Source organism: Thalassospira sp., from assembly GCF_002709775.1.
Taxonomy (GTDB): Bacteria; Pseudomonadota; Alphaproteobacteria; order Rhodospirillales; family Thalassospiraceae; genus Thalassospira.
In genome coordinates, this window is the sequence record NZ_PAQR01000061.1 from 1 (window position 1) to 26,405 (window position 26,405).

24 protein-coding genes are annotated in these 26,405 nt (G+C 56.1%); 14 read left to right on the forward strand and 10 right to left on the reverse strand.

Features of this window, described 5'->3' with window-relative positions:
- The first annotated feature begins 19 nt into the window (after positions 1 to 19).
- The 4 genes from CMO10_RS18315 to CMO10_RS18330 all read left to right on the forward strand — a co-directional run bounded on the left by CMO10_RS18315 (position 20) and on the right by CMO10_RS18330 (position 3,043).
- A complete protein-coding gene (locus CMO10_RS18315) occupies positions 20 to 1,150 on the forward strand; it encodes a quinone-dependent dihydroorotate dehydrogenase (RefSeq protein ID WP_297024774.1) in 1,131 nt (376 codons plus the stop codon).
- Between the two features lie 127 nt (positions 1,151 to 1,277).
- Positions 1,278 to 2,159, forward strand: a complete 882-nt coding sequence (locus tag CMO10_RS18320) for a TIGR01459 family HAD-type hydrolase (RefSeq protein WP_297024775.1) — start codon at positions 1,278 to 1,280, stop codon at positions 2,157 to 2,159.
- 42 nt (positions 2,160 to 2,201) lie between these two features.
- Entirely contained in the window at positions 2,202 to 2,495 is a 294-nt protein-coding gene (locus CMO10_RS18325; protein WP_297024776.1) for a hypothetical protein, read from the forward strand.
- An 89-nt stretch (positions 2,496 to 2,584) separates the two neighbouring features.
- Positions 2,585 to 3,043, forward strand: coding sequence for a pyridoxamine 5'-phosphate oxidase family protein (locus tag CMO10_RS18330; protein ID WP_297024777.1), 459 nt, complete (start codon positions 2,585 to 2,587; stop codon positions 3,041 to 3,043).
- On the opposite strand, the gene CMO10_RS18335 is transcribed toward CMO10_RS18330, so the two are convergent.
- On the reverse strand, positions 3,040 to 3,858 hold the full coding sequence (locus CMO10_RS18335) for a DMT family transporter (RefSeq protein WP_297024778.1): 819 nt from the start codon (positions 3,856 to 3,858) through the stop codon (positions 3,040 to 3,042). The two genes, CMO10_RS18330 and CMO10_RS18335, sit on opposite strands and share 4 nt — an antisense overlap.
- A gap of 101 nt (positions 3,859 to 3,959) precedes the next feature.
- The gene (locus CMO10_RS18340; RefSeq protein WP_297024779.1) at positions 3,960 to 4,904 is read right to left on the reverse strand and encodes a LysR family transcriptional regulator; all 945 of its coding nucleotides are present in this window, start codon (positions 4,902 to 4,904) and stop codon (positions 3,960 to 3,962) included.
- Positions 4,905 to 5,000: 96 nt separating this feature from the next.
- Here CMO10_RS18340 and CMO10_RS18345 point away from each other — a divergent pair, with 96 nt between their 5' ends.
- Complete coding sequence (locus CMO10_RS18345; RefSeq protein ID WP_297024780.1) at positions 5,001 to 5,846, forward strand: SDR family oxidoreductase; 846 nt, start codon at positions 5,001 to 5,003, stop codon at positions 5,844 to 5,846.
- Between the two features lie 133 nt (positions 5,847 to 5,979).
- Here CMO10_RS18345 and CMO10_RS18350 read toward each other — a convergent pair whose 3' ends face one another.
- Entirely contained in the window at positions 5,980 to 6,834 is an 855-nt protein-coding gene (locus CMO10_RS18350; RefSeq protein WP_297024781.1) for a D-amino-acid transaminase, read from the reverse strand.
- Positions 6,835 to 7,220: 386 nt separating this feature from the next.
- On the opposite strand from CMO10_RS18350, the gene CMO10_RS18355 reads away from it, so the two are divergent.
- Entirely contained in the window at positions 7,221 to 8,129 is a 909-nt protein-coding gene (locus CMO10_RS18355) for an arylamine N-acetyltransferase family protein (protein WP_297024782.1), read from the forward strand.
- Between the two features lie 106 nt (positions 8,130 to 8,235).
- Here CMO10_RS18355 and CMO10_RS18360 read toward each other — a convergent pair whose 3' ends face one another.
- Entirely contained in the window at positions 8,236 to 8,997 is a 762-nt protein-coding gene (locus tag CMO10_RS18360; protein WP_297024783.1) for a substrate-binding periplasmic protein, read from the reverse strand.
- An 85-nt stretch (positions 8,998 to 9,082) separates the two neighbouring features.
- Positions 9,083 to 9,469 carry a c-type cytochrome gene (locus CMO10_RS18365; protein ID WP_297024784.1) on the reverse strand — a complete coding sequence of 129 codons (387 nt, stop codon included), beginning with the start codon at positions 9,467 to 9,469 and terminating at the stop codon, positions 9,083 to 9,085.
- Positions 9,470 to 9,684: 215 nt separating this feature from the next.
- Between CMO10_RS18365 and CMO10_RS18370 the strand changes: the two genes are divergently transcribed.
- From CMO10_RS18370 to CMO10_RS18380, 3 genes are all read left to right on the forward strand, one after another.
- The gene (locus tag CMO10_RS18370) at positions 9,685 to 10,212 is read left to right on the forward strand and encodes a sigma-70 family RNA polymerase sigma factor (protein WP_363928351.1); all 528 of its coding nucleotides are present in this window, start codon (positions 9,685 to 9,687) and stop codon (positions 10,210 to 10,212) included.
- A gap of 138 nt (positions 10,213 to 10,350) precedes the next feature.
- Complete coding sequence (locus CMO10_RS18375; protein WP_297024785.1) at positions 10,351 to 11,439, forward strand: FecR family protein; 1,089 nt, start codon at positions 10,351 to 10,353, stop codon at positions 11,437 to 11,439.
- Between the two features lie 227 nt (positions 11,440 to 11,666).
- Positions 11,667 to 14,078: a TonB-dependent siderophore receptor gene (locus tag CMO10_RS18380; RefSeq protein WP_297024786.1), complete on the forward strand. Its 2,412-nt coding sequence runs from the start codon at positions 11,667 to 11,669 to the stop codon at positions 14,076 to 14,078.
- An 81-nt stretch (positions 14,079 to 14,159) separates the two neighbouring features.
- Here the strand turns inward: CMO10_RS18380 and CMO10_RS18385 are convergent, their stop codons facing one another.
- The 3 genes from CMO10_RS18385 to CMO10_RS18395 all read right to left on the reverse strand — a co-directional run bounded on the left by CMO10_RS18385 (position 14,160) and on the right by CMO10_RS18395 (position 16,615).
- Positions 14,160 to 14,546 carry a VOC family protein gene (locus tag CMO10_RS18385; protein WP_297024787.1) on the reverse strand — a complete coding sequence of 129 codons (387 nt, stop codon included), beginning with the start codon at positions 14,544 to 14,546 and terminating at the stop codon, positions 14,160 to 14,162.
- A 3-nt stretch (positions 14,547 to 14,549) separates the two neighbouring features.
- Positions 14,550 to 15,713 carry a hypothetical protein gene (locus CMO10_RS18390; RefSeq protein WP_297024788.1) on the reverse strand — a complete coding sequence of 388 codons (1,164 nt, stop codon included), beginning with the start codon at positions 15,711 to 15,713 and terminating at the stop codon, positions 14,550 to 14,552.
- 230 nt (positions 15,714 to 15,943) lie between these two features.
- Positions 15,944 to 16,615, reverse strand: coding sequence for a TetR/AcrR family transcriptional regulator (locus CMO10_RS18395; RefSeq protein ID WP_297024789.1), 672 nt, complete (start codon positions 16,613 to 16,615; stop codon positions 15,944 to 15,946).
- A gap of 165 nt (positions 16,616 to 16,780) precedes the next feature.
- Here CMO10_RS18395 and CMO10_RS18400 point away from each other — a divergent pair, with 165 nt between their 5' ends.
- Positions 16,781 to 17,920 carry an efflux RND transporter periplasmic adaptor subunit gene (locus CMO10_RS18400; protein WP_297024790.1) on the forward strand — a complete coding sequence of 380 codons (1,140 nt, stop codon included), beginning with the start codon at positions 16,781 to 16,783 and terminating at the stop codon, positions 17,918 to 17,920.
- Positions 17,921 to 17,931: 11 nt separating this feature from the next.
- Positions 17,932 to 21,078, forward strand: coding sequence for an efflux RND transporter permease subunit (locus CMO10_RS18405; RefSeq protein ID WP_297024791.1), 3,147 nt, complete (start codon positions 17,932 to 17,934; stop codon positions 21,076 to 21,078).
- A 247-nt stretch (positions 21,079 to 21,325) separates the two neighbouring features.
- On the opposite strand, the gene CMO10_RS18410 is transcribed toward CMO10_RS18405, so the two are convergent.
- Positions 21,326 to 22,915, reverse strand: a complete 1,590-nt coding sequence (locus CMO10_RS18410; RefSeq protein ID WP_297024792.1) for an FGGY-family carbohydrate kinase — start codon at positions 22,913 to 22,915, stop codon at positions 21,326 to 21,328.
- A gap of 193 nt (positions 22,916 to 23,108) precedes the next feature.
- Between CMO10_RS18410 and CMO10_RS18415 the strand changes: the two genes are divergently transcribed.
- Entirely contained in the window at positions 23,109 to 23,891 is a 783-nt protein-coding gene (locus CMO10_RS18415; protein WP_297024793.1) for an HAD family hydrolase, read from the forward strand.
- Between the two features lie 12 nt (positions 23,892 to 23,903).
- Here CMO10_RS18415 and CMO10_RS18420 read toward each other — a convergent pair whose 3' ends face one another.
- Positions 23,904 to 24,635 (reverse strand): FadR/GntR family transcriptional regulator, encoded by a 732-nt coding sequence (locus CMO10_RS18420; protein WP_297024794.1) that lies wholly within the window; start codon positions 24,633 to 24,635, stop codon positions 23,904 to 23,906.
- 162 nt (positions 24,636 to 24,797) lie between these two features.
- Here CMO10_RS18420 and CMO10_RS18425 point away from each other — a divergent pair, with 162 nt between their 5' ends.
- Together CMO10_RS18425 and CMO10_RS18430 are read left to right on the forward strand one after the other, a co-directional pair.
- The gene (locus tag CMO10_RS18425; RefSeq protein ID WP_297024795.1) at positions 24,798 to 25,787 is read left to right on the forward strand and encodes an aldose epimerase family protein; all 990 of its coding nucleotides are present in this window, start codon (positions 24,798 to 24,800) and stop codon (positions 25,785 to 25,787) included.
- 161 nt (positions 25,788 to 25,948) lie between these two features.
- Positions 25,949 to 26,362 (forward strand): RidA family protein, encoded by a 414-nt coding sequence (locus tag CMO10_RS18430; RefSeq protein WP_297024796.1) that lies wholly within the window; start codon positions 25,949 to 25,951, stop codon positions 26,360 to 26,362.
- The last annotated feature ends 43 nt before the right edge of the window (positions 26,363 to 26,405 follow it).

Genomic DNA, 26,405 nt, shown 5'->3' on the forward strand with positions numbered 1-26,405 from the left:
CAAGCACGGAGTGTGACGCGTGGGGTGGTATAAGTCACTGGTTTTGCCGATTGTCCGCTGGATCGATGCCGAGACCGCCCATGGTCTGGCGATCTGGGCGTTGAAAAACAATCTGGTGCCGCGCGATGATGACGCGACGGACGCAACCCCGATCCTCGAGACCGAGGTGTTTGGGTGCAAATTTGCCAACCCGGTCGGACTTGCTGCGGGCTTTGATAAAAACGGCGAAGTCCCCAACCAGATGCTTTCGCACGGGTTTGGCTTTGTTGAGATCGGGTCGGTCACACCACTTCCGCAACCGGGCAACCCGAAACCCCGTCTTTTCCGGCTTTATTCCGACCGCGCGGTGATCAACCGCATGGGGTTCAATAATGAGGGCGTCGAGGCCGTTGCCAATCGCCTGCGCAAACGCGCGCGGCGCGGCATCCTTGGTGCCAATCTTGGCAAAAACAAATATTCCGAAGATGCGGCCGATGATTACGCCAAGGGGGTCGAGGCGCTTGGCCCCTATGCCGATTATCTGGTGGTCAATGTTTCTTCGCCCAATACGCCGGGCCTGCGCGCGCTTCAGGGGCGCGCGCCGCTTGAGAAGTTGCTTAAGGCCGTGATCAAGGCACGCAACAGCTTTGCCAAGGGTGTTCCGGTGTTGCTCAAGGTCGCGCCGGACCTGACCGAAGAAGACAAATCCGACATTGCCGCCGTGGTGACCAAGGTCAAGCTTGATGGCATGATCGTTTCGAACACCACGATTGACCGACCCGTCGGGCTTAATTCCTATGATCAGGATGAAAAGGGTGGCCTGTCCGGCCCGCCACTGATGGCACCCTCGACCAAGGTTCTGGCCGATTTCTATCGCCTGACCGAGGGCAAGGTACCGCTGATCGGGGTTGGCGGGATTGCGTCGGGCAAGGATGCCTATGAAAAGATCCTGAATGGCGCATCGCTGGTGCAGCTTTATTCCTCGCTGGTCTATCACGGGGTTGAGCTTGTGGCCGAGATCAAGGAAGACCTGTCACGGCGTCTGCGCAAGGATGGCTTTGCCAATGTGTCGGATGCGGTCGGGGCCGCCTTCCCGGAAATTTCGGGCAAGAATATTCCGGTCGATGAGGCCCGCGCCGCGCGTGAGGCCGAGGCCGCCAAGAAGGATTGAGTCTGAGGTTCGAGGTTCCCGCCTGCGCGGGAATGACGGGATCTCAGGCAAACGGTTTGGCACCGTCATCCCCGCGCAGGCGGGGACCCGGTGCCGCAACTCGCAATAATTAAAACGGATTTCCTTAATGCAAACCGCCTCCTATGAAATGATCAATGGCCTGTCCGAGGTGATTGGCAAATATGATGCCGTGATCCTTGATCTTTGGGGCGTGGTGCATGACGGGGTCACCCCTTATCCAAGCTCGATTGCCGCGATGACGGCCCTCAAGGAGGCCGGCATTCCGGTGGCCCTGCTGTCGAACGCACCGCGTCGTTCGTCGGTCGTGGTCAACCGGATGGAAGATATGGGCATTTCGCGCGATCTGTATGGTCCCGCAGTCGCCTCGGGCGAGGTTGCCTATGCCCAGCTCGTTGCGCGCTCTGATCCCTGGTACGCAAAGCTTGGCCGCAAGGTTCTTATGGTCGGGCCGGTGCGCGACATGTCGATGTTTGAAAATCAGGATGTCGAAATCGTCACCGAAGTCGATGATGCCGACTGGGTCCTGATCACGGGTCCGAACGAGGATCACGATCCGGTGTCGAAATACGAAGATTTGCTGCATGCGCTTAAGGCCCGTGACCTGCCGGTGCTATGCCCGAACCCCGACCGTGAAGTGATCCGGGGCGGCAACCGCATCATCTGTGCCGGTGCGATTGCCGGGCGCTATGAAGAGCTTGGCGGTAATGTCCGCTGGGAAGGCAAGCCGCTGGCAAGTGCCTATGACTTCTGCCTGCAGGCGTTTGACAAGGGCCCGGATGCCAAATTACTGGTCGTTGGCGACAGCATCTCGACCGATATTGCCGGCTCCAACAATGCAGGTCTCGACGTCGTCCTTGTCACCGGGGGTATCCACGCCGATGAACTCGGCGCCCCGCGCGGCACCCTGCCGGAACGGGGAAAGCTTGATGCCCTTCTGGCCGCCACGGGTCGTCACATCACCTATGCGATGGGGGATTTCTGCTGGTAAATCTTTATCAACAGAAGGTGGAGAGCTTCCATGCGACAGAGAATGTCTAAGTCAGATAAGATTTGGGGTTTGGTCGCTTTATTGTTTTTTGGGGCTGTTGCAGTGGCGCATATCGTCAAAGGTGTCAGGTACCTTGCTGATGACGAATATCGTGAGCATAGAATAGCAATCGAAAATGCAAAAACAAATGAACGGCTTCAAGAGAAGATCAAGCAAACGCAGATCAGGTGGAAAATAAACGGTTGCAACGTGCCGGGTGTTTGCGACGAGAGAGGCTATCGTTTAGATGGGGACTACTCGCGTATGCTGAAGTATGAAATGTCGCGAAATGACTAGTATAATCAGCCAAATTCCTCTCATCGTCCGGCCCAAGTGTCAGTTTGATGGGGCATTGCAACACTGAAAAAAGCGCGAGTATTTTCTTCATGCTGACCGATGAGATCCGCGACTATGCCAATCGTTCGGTCCTTTGCTGGCTGGCGACGGCTTCCGATGACGGGCCGTCGGTCAGTCCCAAGGAAATCTTCGCCTGCTTTGGGGGTGATCGCATTATCATTGCCAATATCGCCTCTCCGCAATCGGTTCAGAATATCGCCCGCGATCCGCGCGTTTGCGTCAGTTTCGTCGATGTGTTTTCTCAGCGCGGCTGGCAGCTTTATGGCAACGCCGTCCTGATGCGTAGCGGTGATGCCGGTTTTGAAGAACGGCAAGCCATCCTGCAGGAAATGGCAGGCGACGCTTTTCGGGTGGCGACCCTGTTTGATGTCACGGTGGCCAAGGCCAATGAAATCCTTGCCCCCAGTTACCGCTTCAAAAAGGACGTGCGTGAAGCCGATATGCGCGAAGGGGCCATGCGGACCTATGGCGTGAAGTCGCGCGATTAGGTCTCTGCCGCTACCTTGCTTTCACGGAAGATAACGAAGAGGCCGCTGGCGGTAATGATGGCTGCGCCGACAAAGGTCAGCATATCGGGCGTTTCGCCCCAGAACAGCCAGCCAAGGGCGGTGGCCCAGATGAGTGCCGTGTAGTCGAACGGGGCCACCGTGGGGGCCTCGGCAAAGCGGAAGGCCTGTGTGATCATGGTGATGCCGACAGAGCCAAATGCCGCGATCGCGACGAATAGCCAGATGTCTTCAGCCCGGACAGCGGTCCAGACAAACATCGCCGGAATACTGGTCAGGATCGCGCTGGTCAGGCTGAGATACAGCAGCAAGGTCCACATGGTTTCGCGCGTATCGACAAAGCGCGCGCTTAGCATCAACAGCGCATAGGCCAGTGCGGTGGCGATGGGCAGAAGCGACATGACTTCAAACGTTGCCGCCCCCGGCCGGACAATCACCAGAACACCGAGAAAACCGACACTGACCGCAAGCCAGCGCCGCCAGCCAACCCGGGCAATGAAGATTGCCGAAAGGGCGGTGATGAAAAGCGGGGCGACAAAGGCCAATGCGGTGGCCTCGGCCAGGCCAAGGTGATGGATGCTGGTAAAGAACATCACGGTGGCGGCAATCCAGATCACGCCACGCATGAAATGCACACCCACCCGGGTCGAGCGCAATCCGCGATAACCGCCCATCTTAAGGGCGAGCAGGAAGGCAAAGGGAAGGGCGATCATGTTGCGCAGGAAGATGATCTGGAACGGGGAATAATGATCCATCAGGCTTTTGGCCAGCGCATCATTGATGCAAAGGGCCGCCACCCGCCACACATCGTCATGATGCCGGCAAGGTTGTTCTGGCGTGATGTGTTGCTGGACGTCATGGTCCGTTTCCCCGCGGTGTGATCCGGTTTTTATCTGTTTTAAAAAGAGATATCCCTTTCCAGATATCCGGTTCGCAACGCAGGGTCGAGCGATTTCATCACATCGATAAAGGCGCGTAAGGGTGGGGGAACCCGCCGGTGATCGGGGTAATACAGGAACAACCCGGGAATTTCCGGCAACCAGTCATCGAGCACCGTAACAAGATCGCCACTGGCGATGGCGCGTGCGGCATAAATCTCCGAGACGTAGGCAATGCCAAGCCCCTGACGGGCGGCATCGACCATCAGATCATGACGATCAAGGGTCAGCGGGCCGGAAACATCAATCGAGATTTCCTGTCCCTGCTTTTCGAAATCCCAGTGATAGATTTTGCCGCTGGGAAAACGGTGGCGGATGCAGTCATGGCTGTGCAGGTCATCGGGTGTGACCGGGCGCGGGCGGTTTTCGAAGTAATCCGGTGATGCCACAGTCAAAAAACGAAACGGCGGGCCAAAGCGCACCGCGACCATATCAAGCGGCACGGTTTCGCCCAGTCGTGCCCCGGCATCAAAGCCGCCGGCGACGATATCGACAAGCCGCCCTTCGGTGACAAGATCAATCGCCACGTCCGGGTATCGTTTGCGCATTTCCGGCACGACATGGCGGGTCAGGAGGCGGGCAGCCCCATCGGATGTATTGATGCGTACCGTTCCGGATGGACCGCCAGTTCGAAAGCTTTCGACGGTGCCCATGGCTTCTTCAAGGTTAAGCAGTGCCGGGCGCAACCGATCAAGAAGCTGTTCACCGGCCTCGGTCAGTGAAACGCTGCGCGTGGTGCGATGAAACAGGCGGATATCAAGGTTGCCTTCCATGTTGCGCAGCGCGTGGCTGAGCGTTGAGGGGGCAACACCCAGCGCATCGGCGGCCTTTCGGAAGCTGCGATGTTCGGCGACCGCGATGAAGAACCGCATGTCATTCAAGGTCGGCTGATTAATTGCTGGCATATTTTCACTAACCCATCCGAATTAAGCGCAGTTATCACATCAATTATTGGTTTCTATAGTCCGCCCATGTTCAGAGCAAGACAGAAAGGAACTGACATGGACAAGACATGGTTGATTACCGGTGCATCGTCCGGGTTTGGTCGCGGGCTTACGGAAAAGCTGCTGGCACGAGGCGACCGGGTAATTGCGACTGTGCGGCGCAAAGGATCGCTTGATGAGTTGGTGGCGCAATATGGTGACCGCCTTCGTGTCGCCTATCTTGATGTCAGCGATGCCGATGCGGTACAGGCGACCGTCGATCAGGCCTTTGCCGATGTCGGGCGGATTGATTTCATCGTGAGTAACGCCGCCTATGGCATTCTCGGTGCGGCCGAGGAAACCGGCATTGATCAGATGCGCCAGATTATTGATACCAACCTTTTGGGATCAATCGTGCTGATCAAGGCGGCCTTGCCACATCTGCGTGCGCAAGGATCGGGCCGGATCATTCAGGTATCGTCCGAAGGCGGTCAGATCGCCTATCCGGGCTTTAGCCTGTATCACGCGACCAAATGGGGCATTGAGGGTTTTGTTGAATCGCTTGCAAAGGAAGTCGCGCCGTTTGATATCGACTTCATGATTGTCCAGCCGGGCCCGACCCGCACAGCGTTTATCGGCTCCATCGTGTTTCCCGATCCGATCGGTGCCTATGACGGGACACCAGCCCATGATGTCAAGGACGCCCTAGGTGGTGGCTGGGTCGTCAAGGGCGATCCGGACCGGATGGTCAAGGCGATGATCCATGCTGCCGATGCAGCCAAAATGCCGTTCCGTTTGTTGCTTGGCACGGATGCCTATGCCGGGGTGCATGCGGCACTGAGCGACCGGCTGGCGGTGCTTGAGGCAGGTAAGGATGTCACCCTTGCTGCCGACTTTACCGAGGAAGAGCTTGCCGCGATGTAGGCCATGATTTAGGCCTTGATTTAGGCCGCGCAGGCGAAGCTGCCCAACAAAAAAACGCCGCCCGATAAGGGGCGGCGTTTTGCGTTTTGATCGGCTTTGAGGAGACGATCATACGGATGCTTTGAGACGCAGATCAGACTGCCATCTTGCGGTTGGCTTCGATATAGATCTCGCGCAGGCGCTTGGCGACCGGGCCCGGTACGCCGTCGCCGATCTGTTTGTCGTCAATTTCGACAACCGGGCAGACAAAGGCAGACGCCGAGGTCGAGAAGGCTTCAGCCGCATTCTGCGCTTCTTCGATGGTGAAGTGGCGTTCTTCGACCTTGAGCTGCAGTTCCTCGGCACATTTCAGAACCGCCGCACGGGTGATGCCGTGCAGAATGTCGGTCGAGAGTTCACGGGTGACGATCGTGCCGTCCTTGGTGACGATATAGGCGTTGTTGGAAGATCCTTCGGTGACGTAACCATCGAGCACCATCCAGGCATCATCCTTGCCCTTGGCGGCCGCATCGGTTTTGAGAAGCGATGCATACAGAAGCTGGGTGGTTTTGATGTCCGACCGGCGCCAGCGGATATCGGGGAAGGTCACGATCTTCTGACCGCGTTCGGCAAGGGCCGATTTGATCAGCGACTTGCTTTGCGTGAACATCACTATGGTCGGCGGGGTTTCCGGGTCGATTGCGAAATCACGATCACCGGCCGAGCCACGCGAAACCTGCAGATAAATCAGGCCTTCGGTGATGTCATTGAGCTTCACCAGTTCGCGGTGCGCTTCAAGAAGTTGATCGATATCGGGCTCGAATTTGAATTTCAGCTCCGCAAGAGAACGTTCGAGGCGCTTCATATGACCCATGAAGTCAATCAGCTTGCCATCAAGCACCGAGGTCACTTCATACACGCCGTCGGCGAACAGGAAGGATCGGTCAAAAATCGAAATCTTTGCTTCGGTTTCCGGCAAAAACTCGCCGTTCACATAAACAGTGCGCATCGTAACTTTCCTGTCTGACAAGCGGACCTGCTGCGATCCGGCTTGGGTGGATAAAGCGACGTTTCCATCGGTCGGCCTTTTGATGCGATCGGGTTTCGATCCATGGCGACCGTCTGTTTTAACGTTTCAAGACTCTCAAATATCACAAGGGCAAGCAACCTGTCGTGCAAAAGCTTTATATCGTGCGTGCAAAAGGTGAATTGTTGCTTGTATGGGCCATGGATGGGGTGATGTGTTGATGATGTGGTTCATATTGGACGTAATTGTTCGCAGATTATTCGATTTCCGGATTTGGGTGATTTTCTTTTTGACCTTAACATAGGTTGAGGTTCTATCGTCTGGCTTCAGAGGAACAAAAACGTCTTTGAAACGGATGGAGCCCCGTGATGAACAGCCCGCAACCAATCGCCGATGAAGTGCTGGTCGCCAATGACCGTCATGGTCTTCAGGGCCGCATCAATGCCAGCTGGGCCAAGCCGATCCGCACACCGGAACCGGAAGTCGATCTGGACGCCTATTTCGATCGCATCGGCTATGTGGGGCCGCGCACCGCAAGCCTTGATGTGCTTCAGGCGCTGCATGCCCTGCATCCGGCCAATATCCCGTTCGAGGCGATTGATGTCCTGATGGGCAAACCGGTCAGCCTGGCGCCTGCCGATATTGACCGCAAACTGATCCATTCGGGGCGCGGTGGCTATTGCTTTGAGCATAATTCCCTGTTTCGCCGTGTGCTGCGCAGTCTGGGCTTTGAGGTCGAAGGGCTGGCCGGTCGGGTTTTGTGGGGCTATGGCGCGCATGAAATGCCGCGTCCGCGCTGTCATATGGTCAATCGGGTGATGATTGATGGCGAGGCCTGGCTTGCCGATGTCGGGCTGGGCGGCTGTGTGCCGACCGCACCGCTTTTGCTGGAAACCAGCGCGCCGCAGGTTACCTTTCATGACACCTATCGCGTGATCCCCCTTGAGCATGGCTGCCGGGTCGAGCTTGAGCGCGGTGGCGTCTGGAGGCCAGTACACGAGATCGATTTCGCGCCTGTTGCTGATATCGATTACGAGGTGATGAACTGGTATGCCGCCCACCATCCCGAAGGCGGTTTCAACACTGCCCTGATCGCCGCTAGGTCGGCGGCGTTTGCGCGCTTTACGCTGCGGAATAACCGCCTGACCATTCGCCTTGTTAGTGGCGAGGAAGAGCGTCACACGCTTTCGGTCGGCGATATCGCCCAGACCCTTGAGGATATCTTTGGCATCACGCCCAAGCCGGAATGGCAAAAGGTTTTCGCCAAATTGGCATAACGCCATACACCATAGCGCCGGGGCTTGCGGACGATTGTGCGGTGTTCGTAAAGTCGCGGTGTTACAGGCCATGGTGGGGCTGCACCCCTGCCATGGCCTGAATTCTTTAATAGCGCAGCATCAAGCCGTGCTTTTCGACAAGCTGGGCATAGGTGCCGGACGATTTGACCTCTGCCATGGCGGTATTGAAGCGCTCGAGCAACGTGTCGTTTTCGGGATAGGTTTTCGAGGTCATCAGATGCAAGCCCGCGCCGTCGATCAAGGGTTTGTCGAGCGTATAGAAATTTGCGGCTTCTTCGGGCGGGAACAGATGGCGGATCTGATACCAGCCAATCGTGGTCGCGGTGGGGAAAAGATCAATCCGACCGACCTTTAGGCGCCGCAAGTTCTGTTCCTCGGAATGGGCGTAGTCGACATCGAGACGGGCTTTCTTAAACCAGCTTTCGTAATAATAACCCTGAATGCCCCCAATCCGGAAGCCACGCAGATCGGCCAGTTCGTGATAGCCATAGCGCGGTTTGACGCCATCGGCGTCATAGGCAAAGAAGTGGGAATCTTGCAGATATAGCGGGTCGGAAAAGGCATATGTCTGTTCGCGGGTATCGGTCTTGCGATAGGGAATGGCACCCCAGGCCGCGTGGGTTTCCACTTCCTGCTCGCATCGAAGCCAGGGCAGGATTTCAAAGCGGAAACTGATCCCCATTTCCTTGCCAATCTCGGCAAACAGTTCGGGCAGGAAGCTGTTCTCGACATCTTCATAGACGTAGGGCGGATAGATGTTGGTCGCAATCACAAGCGTTTCTTCCGACCGCGCGGTCAGGGGCAGGATCAGAAAACTTAAAACAGCAACTGCAAGCCGATAAAACAAGGCCGTCTCCGATGCCGGGAAATCAGGGTATCTGTTTCATATGGCAAGCGGATTGAGATTGTTAAGGGGATGTGCGCGTTTAAGTTTATTGGTTGGTTTGCTGGTTCGCCTCAGTTGTAAGCTGTTCCATATAGCTCAACAGATCGGCGATGGTTTCCGGGGTAAAGGAAAATTCGGGCATGGTCATGTTGTCATGCGACACCGTGATGCCCTCGGCCAAAGCCTCTTCAAGGTTTTCAAGCGGCCAGCGTTGCCCGAAGCTGGCAAGGGCCGGGGCGGTTGTCACGTTCGGATCAGGCAGGGGATCGCCTTCGAATTTGGTGTGGCAGCGCAGGCAGGTCTGTTCGGCAATTGATTGGCCGCTGGTGACATCACCATATTCCTCGCCCTGATGCGCCATATAGTCGCCAATGCCCCACATGCCCAAGGCAACAATCCCGGTCACAAGAATGACAAGGCTGGTTTTCTGCATGGTGCGCTCCCCAAAGGCATGTTGGTCGGTTGTCAGATGATCGACCTGTATAGCAAGGCAAGGTAACGAATTTCCTAAAGCCTGTGCGCAGCTTCGTCTGATGGATAGGGTGCGTGATAGGTGTTGATAATCAGTATCATTTGCGTTAATCGTGGCGGCACGCGCGGACTGCGAGCTTTATTGCGCCTGTCCGCATTCTGCAAAGGACCTTCTGATTGCCCCGAAGCGTACCCTCAAACGCGACATCGCTTAGCCTGTTCATGCGTCAAAGATCGGCGCTGGTGAACTATGCCAGCAGCATCATCGGCAACCGTGTGCAGGCCGAAGATCTGGTGCAGGAAGCATGGCTGCGTTTTGACGATGCAACCCGGGGACGGTTTCTTGAGGACACGACGGGCTACCTTTACCGGATCGTGCGCAACCTGGCCCTTGATAGCAAACGCCGTGATGCGCGTGAAAGCAGCCTGACTGGCGCGTCCGACTATGATGTTGTTGTGCAGACGCAGGCATCCGACAACCCGGACCCGGAAACCGTTGCGGTCTATAAGGACGAATATGAAATCCTGATGCAGGCGTTGGCGGAATTGCCCGAACGCACGCGCATTGCGTGTGAGATGCACCGGGTTGGCGGAGCCAAGCTGCGCGAGATTGCCGACTATCTCGAAATTTCCGTACCGCTTGCCCACAAGCTTGTCACTGACGGGATCGATCATTGCCGCGAACGGCTGGGCGGCTGGCCATGAGGGGCGTTGATCGTTGGGCAGCACATTGCCATCGCGAAGAATTTGGCGGCAAAACCCGCAGAGGTAGTGACGTCTTCACCGAATTGGGCTATACGGCCCGAAAGGCACCAAATGGTGCAACGGGGACGCAATAGGGTGATGGCAGGGACAACCGATCCAGTTCAAAAGCAGGCAGAGCAGGATGCGACCGAATGGTTGATCCGCCTGCAGGAAGAGCCGAATAACCCTGATCTGCAATCACGGTTTGCCGATTGGTGCGCGCAAAACCCGGCCCATCTGGATGCCTGGAATGCCACCAAACGCACAGCCCATTTGATGGCAAAGGCCAAGCCGGCCGGCAAAGCCGACTGGCAACAGTTCCTTGATGCCAAGCGCAATAATACTGCTGGCCGCGCGCCGAATGATGCGGTCGACGCCCTGCTGAATATTGACTACGAAAAGGCGGTTGCCGAAAGCAAGGTCATCTCGGCGCAAACCCGTTTCCAGAAGCGCGGCAACATGTCTTGGCGCGGGATCGGGTTGGGCGGTATTGCGGTGGCGGCATCCCTGATGGCAGCCGTCATCGGACCGGATATCGCCACCCGGATGCAGGCCGATCATGTGTCAGCAACCGGCGAGATCAGCACGATCACCCTTGCGGATAACAGCACCGTCACCCTTGCCCCGGAAAGCGCGATCACCGTTCATTTCGACGGCACGACACGCTTTGTCGAGTTGCTGGATGGCGAGGCGTTCTTTGACGTGACGCCCGATCCGCAAAAGCCGTTTCGCGTCGGGGCAGATAACCTGACCGTCACCGTGCTGGGTACGGGATTTGATGTGTCCGAGGGTGCAAATGCCTCAAGCGTCGGGGTCGAGCATGGTCTGGTGCAGGTTGAAAATGCCGCCGATGTTCCAGCCGTGTTTGAAAAGCTTGAAGCCGGTCAGCAGGTGCGTGTTGGCCGGGACGGATCGGTACTGCGCAGTCAAACACCGACCAGCCAGATTGGTGCATGGCGCAAGAACCAGCTGATCGCGCAGGACCAGCCGCTTTCGGAAGTCGTTGATCAGTTGCGTCGTTACTTTAACGGCACGATCGTGATCACTGATGAGGTGCTGGCAAGTCAGACGGTGACGGGGGTCTATCGCCTTAATGATCCGGTTTCGGCGCTGCGCGGTATGGCACGCGCGCAAAAGGCAACCGTGCGTGAAATCACCCCGTGGATTCTGGTGGTGTCGCCGTCCTGATGGCCTCGGATGGCTTTTTCCGGCGACCCACTTTTCTCACTCTGTGAAAAAAAAACATACATCGGAAACCCGCAGAATTTTGCGGGTTTTGCGCCAATGTGATGAATTTCCATAAAAATTTTTGAAAAAACAAAATCGGCAGCCGTTTTGTCTTTTATGCGCCATTGAGAAGCGTTTGCATTCTCAATCTTGTTCAGGCATAGGACATGAAACGGAGACAGAATAAAATGATGAATGGGGGTGCAGCCCGACTGCAAAATCGTGGTCGTGTTGTGGTAATAGCCAGTGCCTTGATGATGACAAGTGCCTTGGCACCGGTCGTGTTTGTACCGACTGCAAGTGCGCAGACCAGTGCCAGCGGGATTGATGCAGAGCACGCGTTTGACATCCCGGCACAGTCGCTAACCAGTGCCTTGGCGCAGTTTGGTGTGCAGGCCGGTTTGCAGGTGACCGTGGATGGGGCGCTGGCGCGCAACCTTGATGCGCCAGCCATCAATGGCAGCATGCGCGCAAGCACGGCCCTTGAGGCTCTTCTGCGCGGTTCGGGTCTTGATTACGATGTCACCAGCGACGGCACGGTCGTGATCGAAGCCGTGACCAGCAGTGCCGGCGAGGAAGTGCTTGATACGCTGCGCGTTGAAGCCAATGCGGCAGAGGCAGCCGATCCGAGCAAAGCCATCACTGACAGTTTTGTTGCCGTGCGTACGACTACGGCGTCAAAGACCAATACCCCAATTCTAGATGACGCATCCGCTGTTTCAGTGGTGACAGAAAAGGAACTTGAAACCCGTAACGCACAGGATATGCAGCAGGTCTTGTCTTACACCTCAGGCGTGTCAGTGGGCGAGTATGGTACCGATGTGCGTTATGACTATGTCCGGTTGCGCGGTTTCTATCCGTCGGGATACGGGACCTATCGCGATGGTCTGCGTCAGCGGAATTTCGGCTGGACAGCATCGCGTACAGAGCCTTATGGCTTGCAGCAGGTCGATATCGTCAAGGGATCAACTTCCAGCCTGTTTGGTATGAATGCGCCCGGTGGTTTGGTAAATGCCATCACCAAGCGCCCGGAAGATGACCCGAGCGGCGAGGTTTTTACGACCTTCGGCGATCAGCACCTGACATTTGGCGGGGATGTTACCGGACCGATGTCCGAAGACAGCAAGTGGTCCTATCGTCTGACCGGGTTGTGGCAGGATGCCGAGCGTGGGCGTGATTATTCGCGCGATGACCGGATTTATGTTGCGCCAGCCTTTACCTATAAACCAAAAACCGGTACGGAACTTACGATCCTCACCGGCTATAGCAATCGTGACAGCAATGTTGGTCACGCTTTCCCGCCGGGCGTTGACGTTGATCCCGACACTTTTCTCGGCGAACCGGACTTCGATAAGTTCGAAACAGAACAGTTTGATCTTGGCTACAGCTTTTCCCATCAGCTCACCGATCAGCTCAAGCTTCGTCAGGATGCCAAATACACCCATGTCACCCTGGATCAGGAACAGGTGTATGTAAATTCACCAAACCCGGGCAATACCCGTGCAGCGTGGACGGTCGATGGAACAGTCAGCCGGATCAGTGTGGATAATAACGCTGAGTATGACGCATCTCTGAGCGAGAATGTTCAAAGCAAGACCCTGGTTGGCTTTGATTATTCCTATGACGATAACCGTGAAACTGTGTTGCAAGGTACGGCACCGGCTGTTGACTTTTACAACCCGGTTTATTGTGGGCGGTCTTGCGTCAGCCTGACCTCGACCCACACGGATTGGGACATCAAACAGAACTCCTATGGTCTTTATGGGCAAGAACAACTGACGCTCAATCAAGATTGGATACTGACACTCGGCGGTCGTTACGACTATGTGCAGACTGATGTTGATTATCCGACGAACGGGAACAGTGAAGAGAGCGACATGCACGCTTTCACGTCCCGGCTCGGGTTGACCTACAAGGTGACGGACGGTCTTTCACTCTATGGAAATTATTCCGAGTCATTCCAACCGGTCTATACCAATCTGTCGACATTCGAGGGCGACCCGGAGCCGCAGGAAGGCACGCAGTATGAAGTGGGGCTCAAATTCCAGCCGCTTGACTATGACGCGCTGTTTACTCTGGCCTTTTTTGATCTGACACAGACGAACGTTTCCAAGTGGAACGCGTCCTATACCGAGCAGATGCAAATCGGCGAGATCAATACGCAGGGTATTGAGCTTGAAGGCAAAATGAGCCTGACAGATCAATTGAATATGACGGTTGCCTATACTTGGCTGGATGCGGAAATTACCAAGGATGGTGGATCTGCGAACGAGGGGAACCGTCCGGACCACACCCCAAGGCATAACGCCTCGTTGTGGCTTGATTACACTATTCCTGGTCACAACCGGTTCGGCGATCTGACCTTTGGAGCGGGTGTACGGTATGTTGGTCAGACCTATTCTGATGCAGGCAATGCCTATTCAGTCAGTTCATATGCGCTGACCGATGCGATGCTGAGTTATCAGATCACCGACCAGGTCAGCTTCGCTCTGAATGCAACCAACCTGTTTGACCGTGAATATGTGGCCTCAAGTGACGCATACTCAGCGTTTTATGGTGATGGGCGGACGGTGCTCGGAACGCTAAAATACACTTGGTAATTGCTTGAATGCACCAATGGGAGCGGCCGCCTGCGATTGCGCAAGGCGGCCGTTTTTTTATGACTGTTTGCCGGACGTTGATCAGGAAAACGCCCGGCTGGAGATCGATACCGAGTTCTTTGCCGGGTCCTTGAGGTTCGCGAACTGGTAGTTGTCGGCCTGATGGATCGGTCCGACATCGATCCCGGCTTTGATCAGGGCGTTTCGGGTGCTTTCGACATCCTCGACGTCAAAGACCAGTTTGATCAAAGACTGGCCTGCTTTCTGGCCTTTGCCCGCCGGATGCAGCATCAGGATCAGGCCGCCATCGGTACGGCGCAGCTCGATGATGCGATCACCGTCCCGGTCAAAGGCCTGATAGCCGAAATGGGTGCTGTAAAACGCCACCATGGTATCGATGTCGTGGCAATAAATCACAAGTCGGCTGCACGGACCTGTTGGGTTGGGGGAGCGAGAGGCGGGCGTCATTCCCTAGCTGCCATCAGCCGTGCGAAACACCGTCAGGCCATTCACTACAATCCGGCCGTCGGGGAGGAGTTGGCCGTCATATTCGGTCGTGCCTTGCGGGCCGGGGCGACCGGCGGCAAGGCCGTTGACGGCGAAGGGGACAAGCGCGCCAAGAAGGGTCGGGCTGTCGGGGGTGCCGAGCAGATCGACAAGTTTGTCCTGACCCAGGAGACGGAAATCAAAATCACCGGTGAAGCCATAACGTGCGGCGGCCTGGGCCATGAATTCGCCGGAACCAAGGGCCTCAAGCCCGCGGGATTCGACATAGAATTCATCAACCTTGACCGGGGCGCCGTTTTGCGCGGCCTTTTTCCAAAGTGCATCGCCAATCTGGCGGCGGGCAAACCGCGGGGCGGTACCGGTCAGGATATCATGAAAACCCTTTTCAATGATCGGCTGGGCTTCGGACCAAGGCAGGCCGGCGCTGCTGGTTTTGACACGCACCGTGCGCGGCTGCAGAAGGCTTGGCAGCCACAAACCGTCATGGGCGTAATCAAGATGGGTGTTGCCGTCTTCGCCGGGATAGAGCGTAAAGTTGGCCGATTTGATCGAGCCGCGTTTTTCGCGGTTCGGGCCAGTCCATTCGGCGGCCTGCCAGGCAATGCGTGCCATTTCCGGCAGCCATTGAATGATCAGGCCGTTCATCATCCAGTGCTTGCGCGATACCGGTTCATCGCCAACCAGAAAGTCGGCAAAGCCATCAAAGGTCACCGGCACATTGCGCGCGGTATCCCAGCGCAGATAGCCACCGGCATTGCGTAGCGTCAGATCGCGCTGATCGCTGGTGGCCTCGGCCTGCATTTTTGCCGTTTCAGGCAATTTGACATCAAGGTCGACATGATCGGCGGTATCGGTATCGCGGACCGACACCAGAACATCATCCATCACCAGTTGGCGTGGGCTGGAATAGCCGGTGAGATCAAGCGAAATGCCGTCATAGACCAGCTCGACTGCGTTGCCTTCGACCGTGCGGGCATCGACCTCGGTCGCGGAAATGCCCGATTGCATCAGGATCGCATCAACGGAGGTGCGGGCGTCTTCGATGGAAATGGCATCGGCGCGTGCGCTCAGCCCTGCAATCGAAATTGCAAGAACGCCAAAGCCGGTAAGTGCCTTTCGCAACTGCATGACGGGATCCTTTTGCTTGCCGGGAAGGAGGTCAAAGCTCCCTCTGTGGGTAACGCAGCCCAGAGTTTATCCCAAATTTGGTAATGTTAGGGCAAGGTAAACAAGATGTGATGCAGATCACCCGCGGGAAAACCCATGCACGCAGTGATGGTAGGTGATGGTAACTGACAGGATGCTGTCAGGAGGGGGCGGGTAAAAGCTCGTTATCAGGTTAAGCGGCAAGGGGGAGGTTAATTGTCGTCGCAGGCGAGCTTGTCGCGCGTTTGCGGTGTTGCGACGCCACACAGGAAGGTGTGAACGGCGCGCGAAACGCGTTCTTCGATCTGCTGATCGGTCATCGGCGGACGGGGATTGTGCTTCATGATCCGCGACAGCCAGTCACCGATGACCATCGATTCAAATATTTCGGCCGAATGATCCGGGTCATCGATGGTCATGTTGCCAAGCTTTTGCTGGCGCGACAGGTAATCGGCAAGGTGCTTGCGCGTGCTGTCGGGGCCGACTTCAAAGAATTTCTCGATCAGAGGCGGGAAATGCTGGCCTTCGGAATACAGAATCTGGGTGAAGCGGGCGACTTCCTCGGTTACTATCTTGTGTGCCAGTTTCGTGCCGAAGTCCGTCAGGGCATCGCGGGGAGGGAGATCGGTTTCCAGTGAGATATGTAACTCTGCGGAGAATTCCTTGCATTGCTCGGTCATAACCGCTGCAAGCAGGCCGTCCTTTCCGCCGAATGCTTCGTAAAGGGTTGTACGTGACCCGCCCGATTGCGAAATAACATCATTAAGTGTCACGCCGGCAAAGCCACGTTCAAGCAGTAACGCCCATGCAGCATCCATCATCGCCCGACGGCGTGCGGATCCGCGAGAATGTTGTTTTTCAAGCTTTTCGGGCGTCTCATTCATCTTTCTTGGCTCTGCTGTTTTTGGGTCTTGATCGTGCAGCGCACAAAGTGTACTGTACCGTACAGTATTTATAAAAGCAATGGCAAAGCGCCCACCACACTGCTTTGCACGGACTTAGAAGGAATAAGCATTTTGTCCATGCGATCTTGTTTGAAATTCGCTGGTATGGCAGCGCTTGTCGTTCTTGTTGCTGCTTGCAGCGAGGAAAATAACGGCGGCGGGCAGCAGGCCAATGGCCAGCAGCAGCCCCAGGCAACGCCGGTCGGCACCGTAACGCTTGAAGCGCAGACCGTTGGCCTGGTTGAAGAAATGCCGGGCCGTACTGTGGCCTTCCGTCAGGCAGACATCCGTCCGCAGGTCGATGGCATTATCAAGGAACGCAACTTCACCGAGGGTGCGTTTGTTGAAGCCGGTCAGCAGCTTTATATGATTGATCAGGAAGTTTACCTCGCACGTGTTGATGCCGCACAGGCCGAACTTGCCCGTCAGCGTGCGACCCTTGATCAGACGACCAAGACCCGTTCGCGCTATGACCCGCTGATCAAGTCGCAGGCCGTTAGCCAGCAGACCTATGATGATGCGGTTGCGGCCGAAGCGCAGGCAAAGGCATCTGTTGCCGCTGCCCGTGCGGAACTGGAACAGGCCCGCATCGATCTGGCCTATACCACGGTTACGGCACCGATTTCCGGTCAGATCGGCTCTTCGGATTATTCCGAAGGTGCGCTGGTTACGACCAACCAGTCGGCAAAGCTGACCACCATTACCCAGCTTGATCCGATCTATGTTGACGTCACCCAGGCCGGTGGCCGCTTGCTGAAAATCAAGCAGGCGGTTCAGAACGGCCGGATCAAGGGCGTTGCCGAAGGTCAGATTGAAGTCAACCTGATCATTGATGCGACCGGTGAGGAATACCCGCATGTCGGAACGCTGCAGTTCTCGGATGTGACGGTGAATGAAACCACCGGTACGGTCCGTTTGCGTGCTGTCTTCCCGAACCCGGAAGGTACGCTTCTGCCGGGCATGTTTGTGCGTGGTCAGGTCCGTCAGGGTCATCTTGAGGACGCCTTCCTCGTGCCGCAGAAAGCGGTCATGCGTCGCCCGGATGGTTCGGCCTATGCCTATGTCGTTGAAGACGGCAAGGTTGCGTCGCGCGATCTGACGATTGAAAAGTCGCAGGGGCAGGACTGGCTGGTTACGGATGGTCTCGAAGACGGTGTTCAGGTGATTGTCGATGGCGTTCAGCGCATCGGCCCGGGCGCCCCGGTCGCGCCGCAGCCTGTTGAAACCGCCAAAGCCGCCGAATAAGGACTTATTCAATGGCAAAATTCTTTATTGATCGCCCCGTCTTCGCCTGGGTTGTCGCCCTGGTGATCATGCTGGCGGGGGGACTTTCGCTTTGGCAGTTGCCGGTGGAACAGTATCCATCGATCGCGCCGCCTTCTGTCGAAATTTCCGCAACCTATCCTGGTGCTTCGGCCCAAACTGTTGAAAACACGGTCACCCAGGTGATCGAACAGCAGATGAACGGTCTTGATTATCTGCGCTACATGTCCTCGACTTCGTCTGGGAATGGTCAGGCGTCGATTACGCTGACGTTCGAACCCGAAGCCGATCCGGACATTGCCCAGGTTCAGGTGCAGAACAAACTGCAGGCTGCCATGTCATCCCTTCCGGCCGAAGTGCAGGAACAGGGGGTGAATGTCAGCAAGTCCAGCGGTTCGTTCCTGATGGTTGTCGGCTTTGTGTCGGGCGACGGTTCGATGAATGCCGAAGACCTTTCGGACTTTGTTGTTTCGTCGGTTGAAGACCCGATTGCACGTGTGAACGGTGTTGGTTCGGTGCAGGTGTTCGGTGCCCAGCATGCCATGCGCATCTGGCTCGATCCGAACAAGATGCTGTCCTATAACCTGACCGTGATGGATGTGAATGCCGCCATCGAGGCGCAGAACACCGAAGTCACGGCTGGTCAGATTGGTGGTGCGCCAGCAATTGCCGGTCAGCAGATCAACGCAACCATTACCGCCCAAAGCAAGCTTCAGACGGTCGATGAGTTCGCCAACATTCTGTTGAAAGTTGAAACCGATGGTGCGCAGGTGCGTCTTGGCGACGTTGCCCGCATCGAAATCGGCGGCGAAAGCTATGACATTGTCGGGCGCTATAACGCACAGGCGGCAACCGGTATTGGTATCAACCTTGCAACCGGTGCCAATGCACTTGATACCGCCGAGGCGATCAAGTCACGTTTGGCCGAGTTGCAGCCGTTCTTTCCGCAAGGGATCGAGATCGTCTATCCGTATGACACGACCCCGTTCGTTGAAGTCTCGATCGAGGAAGTGGTGCACACCCTGTTTGAGGCGATTGTTCTCGTCTTCCTGGTGATGTTCCTGTTCCTGCAGAACTGGCGGGCGACGCTTATTCCGACGATTGCGGTGCCGGTTGTTTTGCTGGGCACCTTCGGGATCCTTGCGGCATTCGGCTATTCGATCAACACGCTGACCATGTTTGCCATGGTTCTGGCCATCGGTCTTCTGGTGGATGACGCGATTGTTGTGGTGGAAAACGTCGAACGTGTGATGCACGAAGACGGTCTGCCGCCGCGCGAAGCCACCCGTAAATCTATGGGCCAGATCACCGGTGCACTTATCGGTATTGCGCTTGTCCTGTCGGCGGTGTTTGTGCCGATGGCGTTCTTTGCCGGCTCGACCGGGGCGATTTATCGTCAGTTCTCGATCACGATCGTGTCGGCGATGGTACTGTCGGTTGTTGTGGCAATCGTTCTGACACCAGCGCTTTGTGCGACCATGCTCAAGCCCGGTCACACGGATCCGAGCAAGAAGAAAGGTCCGTTTGGCTGGTTTAACCGTGGGTTCGATAAGACCAACAACTTCTATCAGGGCAGTGTTGGTCATGTCGTGAACCGCAAATGGCGTTACCTGTTTGTCTACGGCATTCTTGTTGCGGCACTGGTTGCTTTGTTTGGCCGTCTGCCGGGCTCCTTCCTTCCGGAAGAAGACCAGGGCATCATGTTCACCATGGTGCAGCTGCCAGCCGGTGCGTCGCAGGAACGTACGGTCGAGGTTCTCAAGAAGCTTGAAAAACACTTCATGGAGAACGAGGCAGAGAATATCGATGGCCTGTTCACCGTTGCCGGCTTCTCCTTTGCCGGTAGTGGCCAGAATGCGGGTATTGCGTTCGTGAACCTCAAAGACTGGTCGGAACGTACCCGTCCGGATCAGTCGGTCGATGCGGTGATTGGTCGTGCCTATGGTGCGTTCGCGGGTATCCGCGAAGCCATGGTCTTTGCCTTTGCGCCGCCGGCGATTGTCGAACTTGGTACGGCAAACGGCTTTGACCTGCAGCTTGTTGACCGTGGTAGCGTTGGCCATGATGCATTGATTGCAGCGCGTAACCAGCTTTTGGGCATGGCATCACAGGACCCGCGTCTTGTTGGTGTACGTCCGAACGGCTTGAATGACACGCCGCAGTTCAACATCAACATTGATCAGGAAAAGGCCAGCGCCCTTGGTGTTGACCTTGCCGATATCAACCAGACGCTGGCAGCGGCCTGGGGTTCAAGCTACGTCAACGACTTCATCGAAAACGGTCGCGTCAAACGGGTCTACATGCAGGCGGATGCCAAATACCGCATGATGCCCGAAGACATGGATTACTGGTATGTCCGCAACCAGTCGGGCGAGATGGTGCCGATTTCGGCAGTCTCGACCAGTGAGTGGACTTATGGTTCTCCGCGTCTGGAACGCTTCAATGGTCTGTCGTCGCTTAACATTCAGGGTGCTGCGGCACCGGGTGTTGCGTCCGGTGATGCCATGGCCGCGATGGAAGAACTTGTCGCACAGTTGCCGGGCGATATCGGTCTGGAATGGCAGGGGCTGTCCTATGAGGAACGCGAAGCAGGCGAACAGGGACCGGCACTTTATGCCCTGTCCATGATCGTTGTCTTCCTGTGCCTTGCGGCTCTGTATGAAAGCTGGTCGATCCCGATTTCGGTGATGATGGTTGTGCCGCTGGGTGTCCTTGGTGCGGTGATCGCAGCGATGCTGCGTGGCTTGCCTGATGACGTCTACTTCCAGGTGGCCATCCTGACCACGATCGGTTTGTCCGCCAAGAACGCCATCCTGATTGTCGAGTTCGCCCGCGAACTTTATGACGACGGCATGAGCCTTCTTGAAGCAACCGTCGAAGCAGCTCGTCAGCGTCTGCGTCCGATCATCATGACGTCGATGGCCTTCACCCTTGGTGTCGTGCCGCTGGCGATCTCGACCGGTGCTGGTGCCGGGGCCCGTGTGGCCGTTGGTACCGGTGTGATGGGCGGGATGATTGCAGCAACCGTGCTTGCGATCTTCTTCGTGCCGCTGTTCTTTGTTCTGATTGTCGGGACCTTTGCGAAAAACCGCACCAAGCGCGGTGAAGTCCAGGCAGCCCACGAACATCCGGCTGAATAAAATTTAAGGCCAGCCTTTTGAAAAAGGCTGGCCTTAAAAAGCATCGCGCCGTGACGGTGCAGATATATTTCAATCTGCATGATCCCCCGACCCCGCCGTTGCGCGTGCGAAAGAAAGGGCCGATGCTTTTGCATCGGCCCTTTTGTTTTGACCTTAACCAAAAGTGACGTCAAGCGCCTTTTGGTTAGGTCAAGTCCCGCAAAACAGGCCAAAGGCCTGTGGATATGGCATTCCGGGGACGGTAAAATCAGTTTTTGCTCATGCCATCAAGGGTCTGACGATGGGCGTGCATCTGATGGAAAATGGCGTAGCGACGGTCATGGTCGGCCTTGGCGGCAGGATCCGGCGCATGGTTGGTTTCCTTGCCCGCCATTTTGCGGGCCGCCTTGGCAAGACCGCCATCGGCATCCAGCGCACCGGCCGCCAGCATGGCAGATCCCAGAAGAACCGGCTCCTCGCAATCAGACATCACCACCGTACAGCCGGTGACATCGGCATAAAGCTTGACCAGAACCTGACTTGCGGTGTGGCCGCCACTCAGATGGATGTGGGTGATGTCGTAACCGGTATCGTTCATCGCATCGATGATGTGGCGTGTGCCATAGGCAATCGCGCAGGCCGTCGCCCAGTAAAGCTTAAGGAAGCTTTCCTCGCTTTGATCGAGTGTCAGGCCGGAAATCACGCCAAGGGCCTCGGGATCGGCCAGCGGGGACCGGTTGCCATGAAAATCGGGCAGGACATGCAGACGCGGGGCGAGATCGGTTTTATCGGCCATCATCGGCATCAGCTTTTCACCGGCAAGCTTGTGTGCCGCACGCCCCATGTCATGGGAAAACGGATGCATGGCAACGATATGATCAAGCAACGCACCGGTCGCCGATTGCCCGCCTTCATTCAGCCAAAGGTTCGGGGCAATCGCACCGAAATAGGGGCCCCAGACACCCTTGATAAAGCGTGGTTCGCTTGACAGCGCCATATGGCAGGTCGAGGTGCCTGCGATCATGGCAAAATGCTGATCAAGGTTGCCATCAAGATATTCACCAAGTGTGCCGAGCGCACCGGCATGGGCATCGATCAGGCCTGCCCCGACAACACAATCGGTCGTCAGGCCAAGGTCAGCCGCGCCCTGTTCGGAAAGTTTCCCGATCAGATCGCCAACCGCAAGCGCGCTGTCATGCATGTTGATCTTGTCATTGAGGTCTTCCATGTCGATAGATTTCAGGAAATCGCGATCCCACGGTTCATCCTGATGGGCAAGATAGGTCCATTTGCAGGTCACCGTGCAGCAGGACCGGGCATTGCTGCCGGTTGCGCGGAAGGACAGGAAATCGGCCAGATCGTAAGCCGCGCCCATTTTCTGCCAGGCTGCATTATGATGGCGTTTCAGCCACATCAGTTTGGGGATTTCCATTTCCGGCGACATGGTGCCGCCGATATATTCCAGAACCTTCGCACCCGTGGCCGTGCATTCTTCGGCCTCGCGCACGGCACGGTGATCCATCCAGACGATCACATCCCAATTATCCGCACCGTTCGGTGTAACGCCCAGCGGCTTGTTATCCTGATCACGGATCACGAGGGAGCAGGTGGCATCAAACCCGATGGCAGCGACCTTTTCGGCCGGAACCCCGGATTTGGCCATGGCATCACGCACCGACTGGCAGACCGATTGCCAGATATTTTCAGAATCCTGTTCGACGAAGTCGGGTTTCGGGCGGTTCATCGCAATCGCGTGCGCGGCACTTCCAAGCAGTTTGCCATTGGCATCAAACACGCCTGCGCGCGCACTTCCGGTGCCGACATCCACGCCGACGAAGCAAGGACAAGTGGGACTCATGATGGGGTTCTCCTCCGCAATTCCCCCGGTTTTCTTGGTGTTGGACGGTACCGGGTGGTCTTTTGTCTGGTCTGTATTTGATCTGTTTTGGGCTCAGTTTGGCCTGAGTTGATCAAAAGTTCATTCATTGGTCAAATGTTCATTTTTGTTGACGCTGAACTTACACCTTAGCTAGGCTGTGGTGATAACATAAATGAAACAAGCCAGGTTCAACATGGCCCGAGGAAACAATGTCCAAGGCCCGACTAACGAAGTCGGGACCAAGATCGTAACGTCAGCATCAGACATCGAAGGTCTGTTTGACGCCTGTCGTGTTGTCCTGTTTGACTGTGACGGCGTGCTGGTCAATAGCGAGCCGATATCGCTCGCGACCCTTGTTGATGTGCTTGAACATTTTGGCGCACCGCTTAGTCTTGCGGAAGTATCAGATCGCTTTACAGGCCGATCAAGCTCTGCCCCGATCGAATATATCAAGGACCAGACCGGGCAGGACGTGACCGCAGCGTTCAAGCCATACTACTATGAAATGCTGTTTGCGCGTTATGACCGCGATCTGACCAAGATCGATCAGATCGATGATGTGCTGGCCGCCCTTCGGGCACGCGATATTGCCTTTTGCATATCATCAAGCAGTTCGGTCGAGCGCCTTGAAAAGACCATGCAGGTCACGGGCCTTGGTCCGTGGTTTGAAGGCCGGGTCTATAGTGCCGATTTCGTTCAAAACGGCAAACCGGCCCCGGATCTTTTCCTGCATGCGGCTGATGGTATGGGCCATGCGCCCGAACATACCATTGTGATCGAGGATTCTGTTGCTGGTGTTACGGCCGCACAGGCGGCAGGCATGAAATGCATCGGCTTTGTAGGTGGCGGGCATTATGCCGATGACCGCGAAACGGCCAGCCAGCGGCTTTATGCAGCCGGGGCGGATATCGTCATTGATGATATGGCAAACCTCGCCAAGGCAATCCCGGCCTAGTGCACTTTGGGCTTAACGCTGGGTCAGAAGTTTCTGATAGCGGGTCTGGCTCTGGCTGAGATGGGCGCGCATGGCCTTGCGGGCTGTATCCTCGTCGCGTGCGGCAATCGCATCGTAAATACTGCGATGTTCACCCATGATCATCTGCATATAGGCTTTCTGGTCCGTGGCCTCGGGCGGGCGGCGGCGCAGCTGGGCACGCGGGATGGTCTTATCCCCCAGATGTTCAAGGAACTCGGCAAAGCGGCGGTTGTTGGTTGCAGCGGCAATCGCGCTATGGAATTCGAAGTCGGCCTGTTCGGTTGGCTCGCCTTTTTCAAGTGCGCGTTCCATTTTGGCCATGGCCTCGTAAATCTTGGTCTGTTGTGCGACAGAGCCGCGCGTGCAGGCAAGGCCGGCTGCCTCGATCTCGACCGCCATGCGCAGTTCAAGAATTTCCAGAACGTCGGAGACCTGCGCGTAATCGACGGCAAAGATTGATGTCTCGTTGCTGCGCGCCTGCGGCGACAGGACAAAAACGCCAGCGCCCTGACGGGGCTCAAGTAACCCGTCGGCCTTAAGCGCCGCAATCGCTTCGCGCACCACGGTGCGGCTGACGCCGAACTGTTCGGTCAGGACCGGCTCGGTGGGCAGCTTGCTGCCGGGTTCGCGTTGGCCGCTTTCGATCTCGTGGCGCAGGCTGGCGATCACTTTTTCGGTCAGCGAGACTTTGCGCGGTGCTGCCGATACACGGGGCTTGTTCATTTTGCGTATCCGATAAATCCGGTGTAAAACAACCAGATAAAAAATGGCGGTGTGGCGTTAAGGTTTGTTTGGCGCCATGGCAATTACCATCTTCACATAATCGAACGATAGTGGTTCTGTAAAGTCATCATATGATTTTGGTTGGATTTGAGGCGCGCAGGCATGGCCAAAAAAGGCGAACCTGAATACCGGTGGAACAGTGGTCCTTTTCAGATCGGGATTGTCCCGCAGGGAGGGGCGATATCGCGGATCGACTGGATCCGCCCGGACGGCAAGGGTATCATCAATCTTTTGCGGCCCGTCACGCCGGAGGCGATTGCATCAGGCAATCCGTCAAGCTTGGGCTGTTTTCCGATGGTGCCGTTTGCCAATCGGCTGGCCTTTGCTGAGTTCGAATTTGATGGCCGCATCGTCAAGGTTCCGGCCAACCGCCCGCCCAGCCCGCATGCCATTCATGGTTTTGGGCGGTCTGCGGAATGGAAAATCGAACGCCCGACGGTCGATACGCTGCGCTTCAATCACAAACATGACGACCCGCAAAGCGGCTTTGTCTATGTCGCCTGGCAGGAATTCAAGGTGACCGAGAGCGATGTGACGATTGAAATCGGTGTGCGTCATCTTGGCAGAACCCCGATGCCCTATGGCATTGGCCTCCATCCGTGGTTCCCGGGTGGGGATGATGTATCGGTGGCCTTCATCGCAACGGACAGTTTTGCCACCGATGAAGACATGCTGCCCACAGCACGCACGGTGATTGATCTTGGACGTGATTTTTCCGATGGCAAAATGATCCGCCATAACCGCACGCTTGATGCCCACTATGCCGGTTGGCATCTTGAAGCCGACATGGTCTGGGAGGATGCTGGCTATAGTGTCAAAATGATTGCCAGCGATACCTTGCCAAATGTTCAGTTCTACATCCCCGAAGACGGCAAGACGTTTTGTGTCGAGCCGGTCTCGCATGTCCCCAACGTGCATAACCGTCCGGAATTCAAGGAGCATGGTGATCTTGTCGTGCTTGGCAAGAACCAGACCCTGACCGGCACGATGACGCTGATCCCGCATCTGCTTGATCAGCCCGATAGTGGTCTGGTCGATGATGACGAGATCGTCGGCATTCCGGGAAATCGTGATTATTCACTCGTCGACTAGCCTTGTGACGTCCAAATTTCACGCAAGTTTGTTGATGTATGATCGGTAGTGCAGCCAGCCATTGACTGGCCGTGCGGCTTTCCTGTCGTCGAGCGGTTCAACGCCGAAATTTGGAATGAAATCCCAAACGCCTTCCTAACATTCTAAAGAAAGAAGAGTGCATGACTTCAGAAGTTCTTGAGATTCCCGCTGGTAACGAAATGTTTGATGGCTATCGCGCTGCCTTTGAAAAATACGGGTTCTCTCCTGCCGTCAAATCCAAGGGATTTCTTTATATATCCGGGCAAGTTGGAACGCGTCCGGATGGAACGGCACCTGAAAGCATTGCCGACCAAACGACGTGGGCCTTCAAGCGTGTGGAAGAATTGCTCAGGATCGCTGGTCTGGACTTTAGTGACCTCGTCGATGTCACGAGTTACCACGTAGATATCGAAAATACGCTTCCCGATTTTCTTGAAGTTAAAAAACACTTCATCAAAAGTCCGTATCCCGCTTGGTCTATCATTGGGATTTCCGGTTTGAGCCGCCCGGAACTCAAAGTCGAAATCCAGGTCGTTGCGTCTTTGCGCGACTGATACGCCTCCTATGTGAAATGATGATCGTCTTATTATTGGGGTT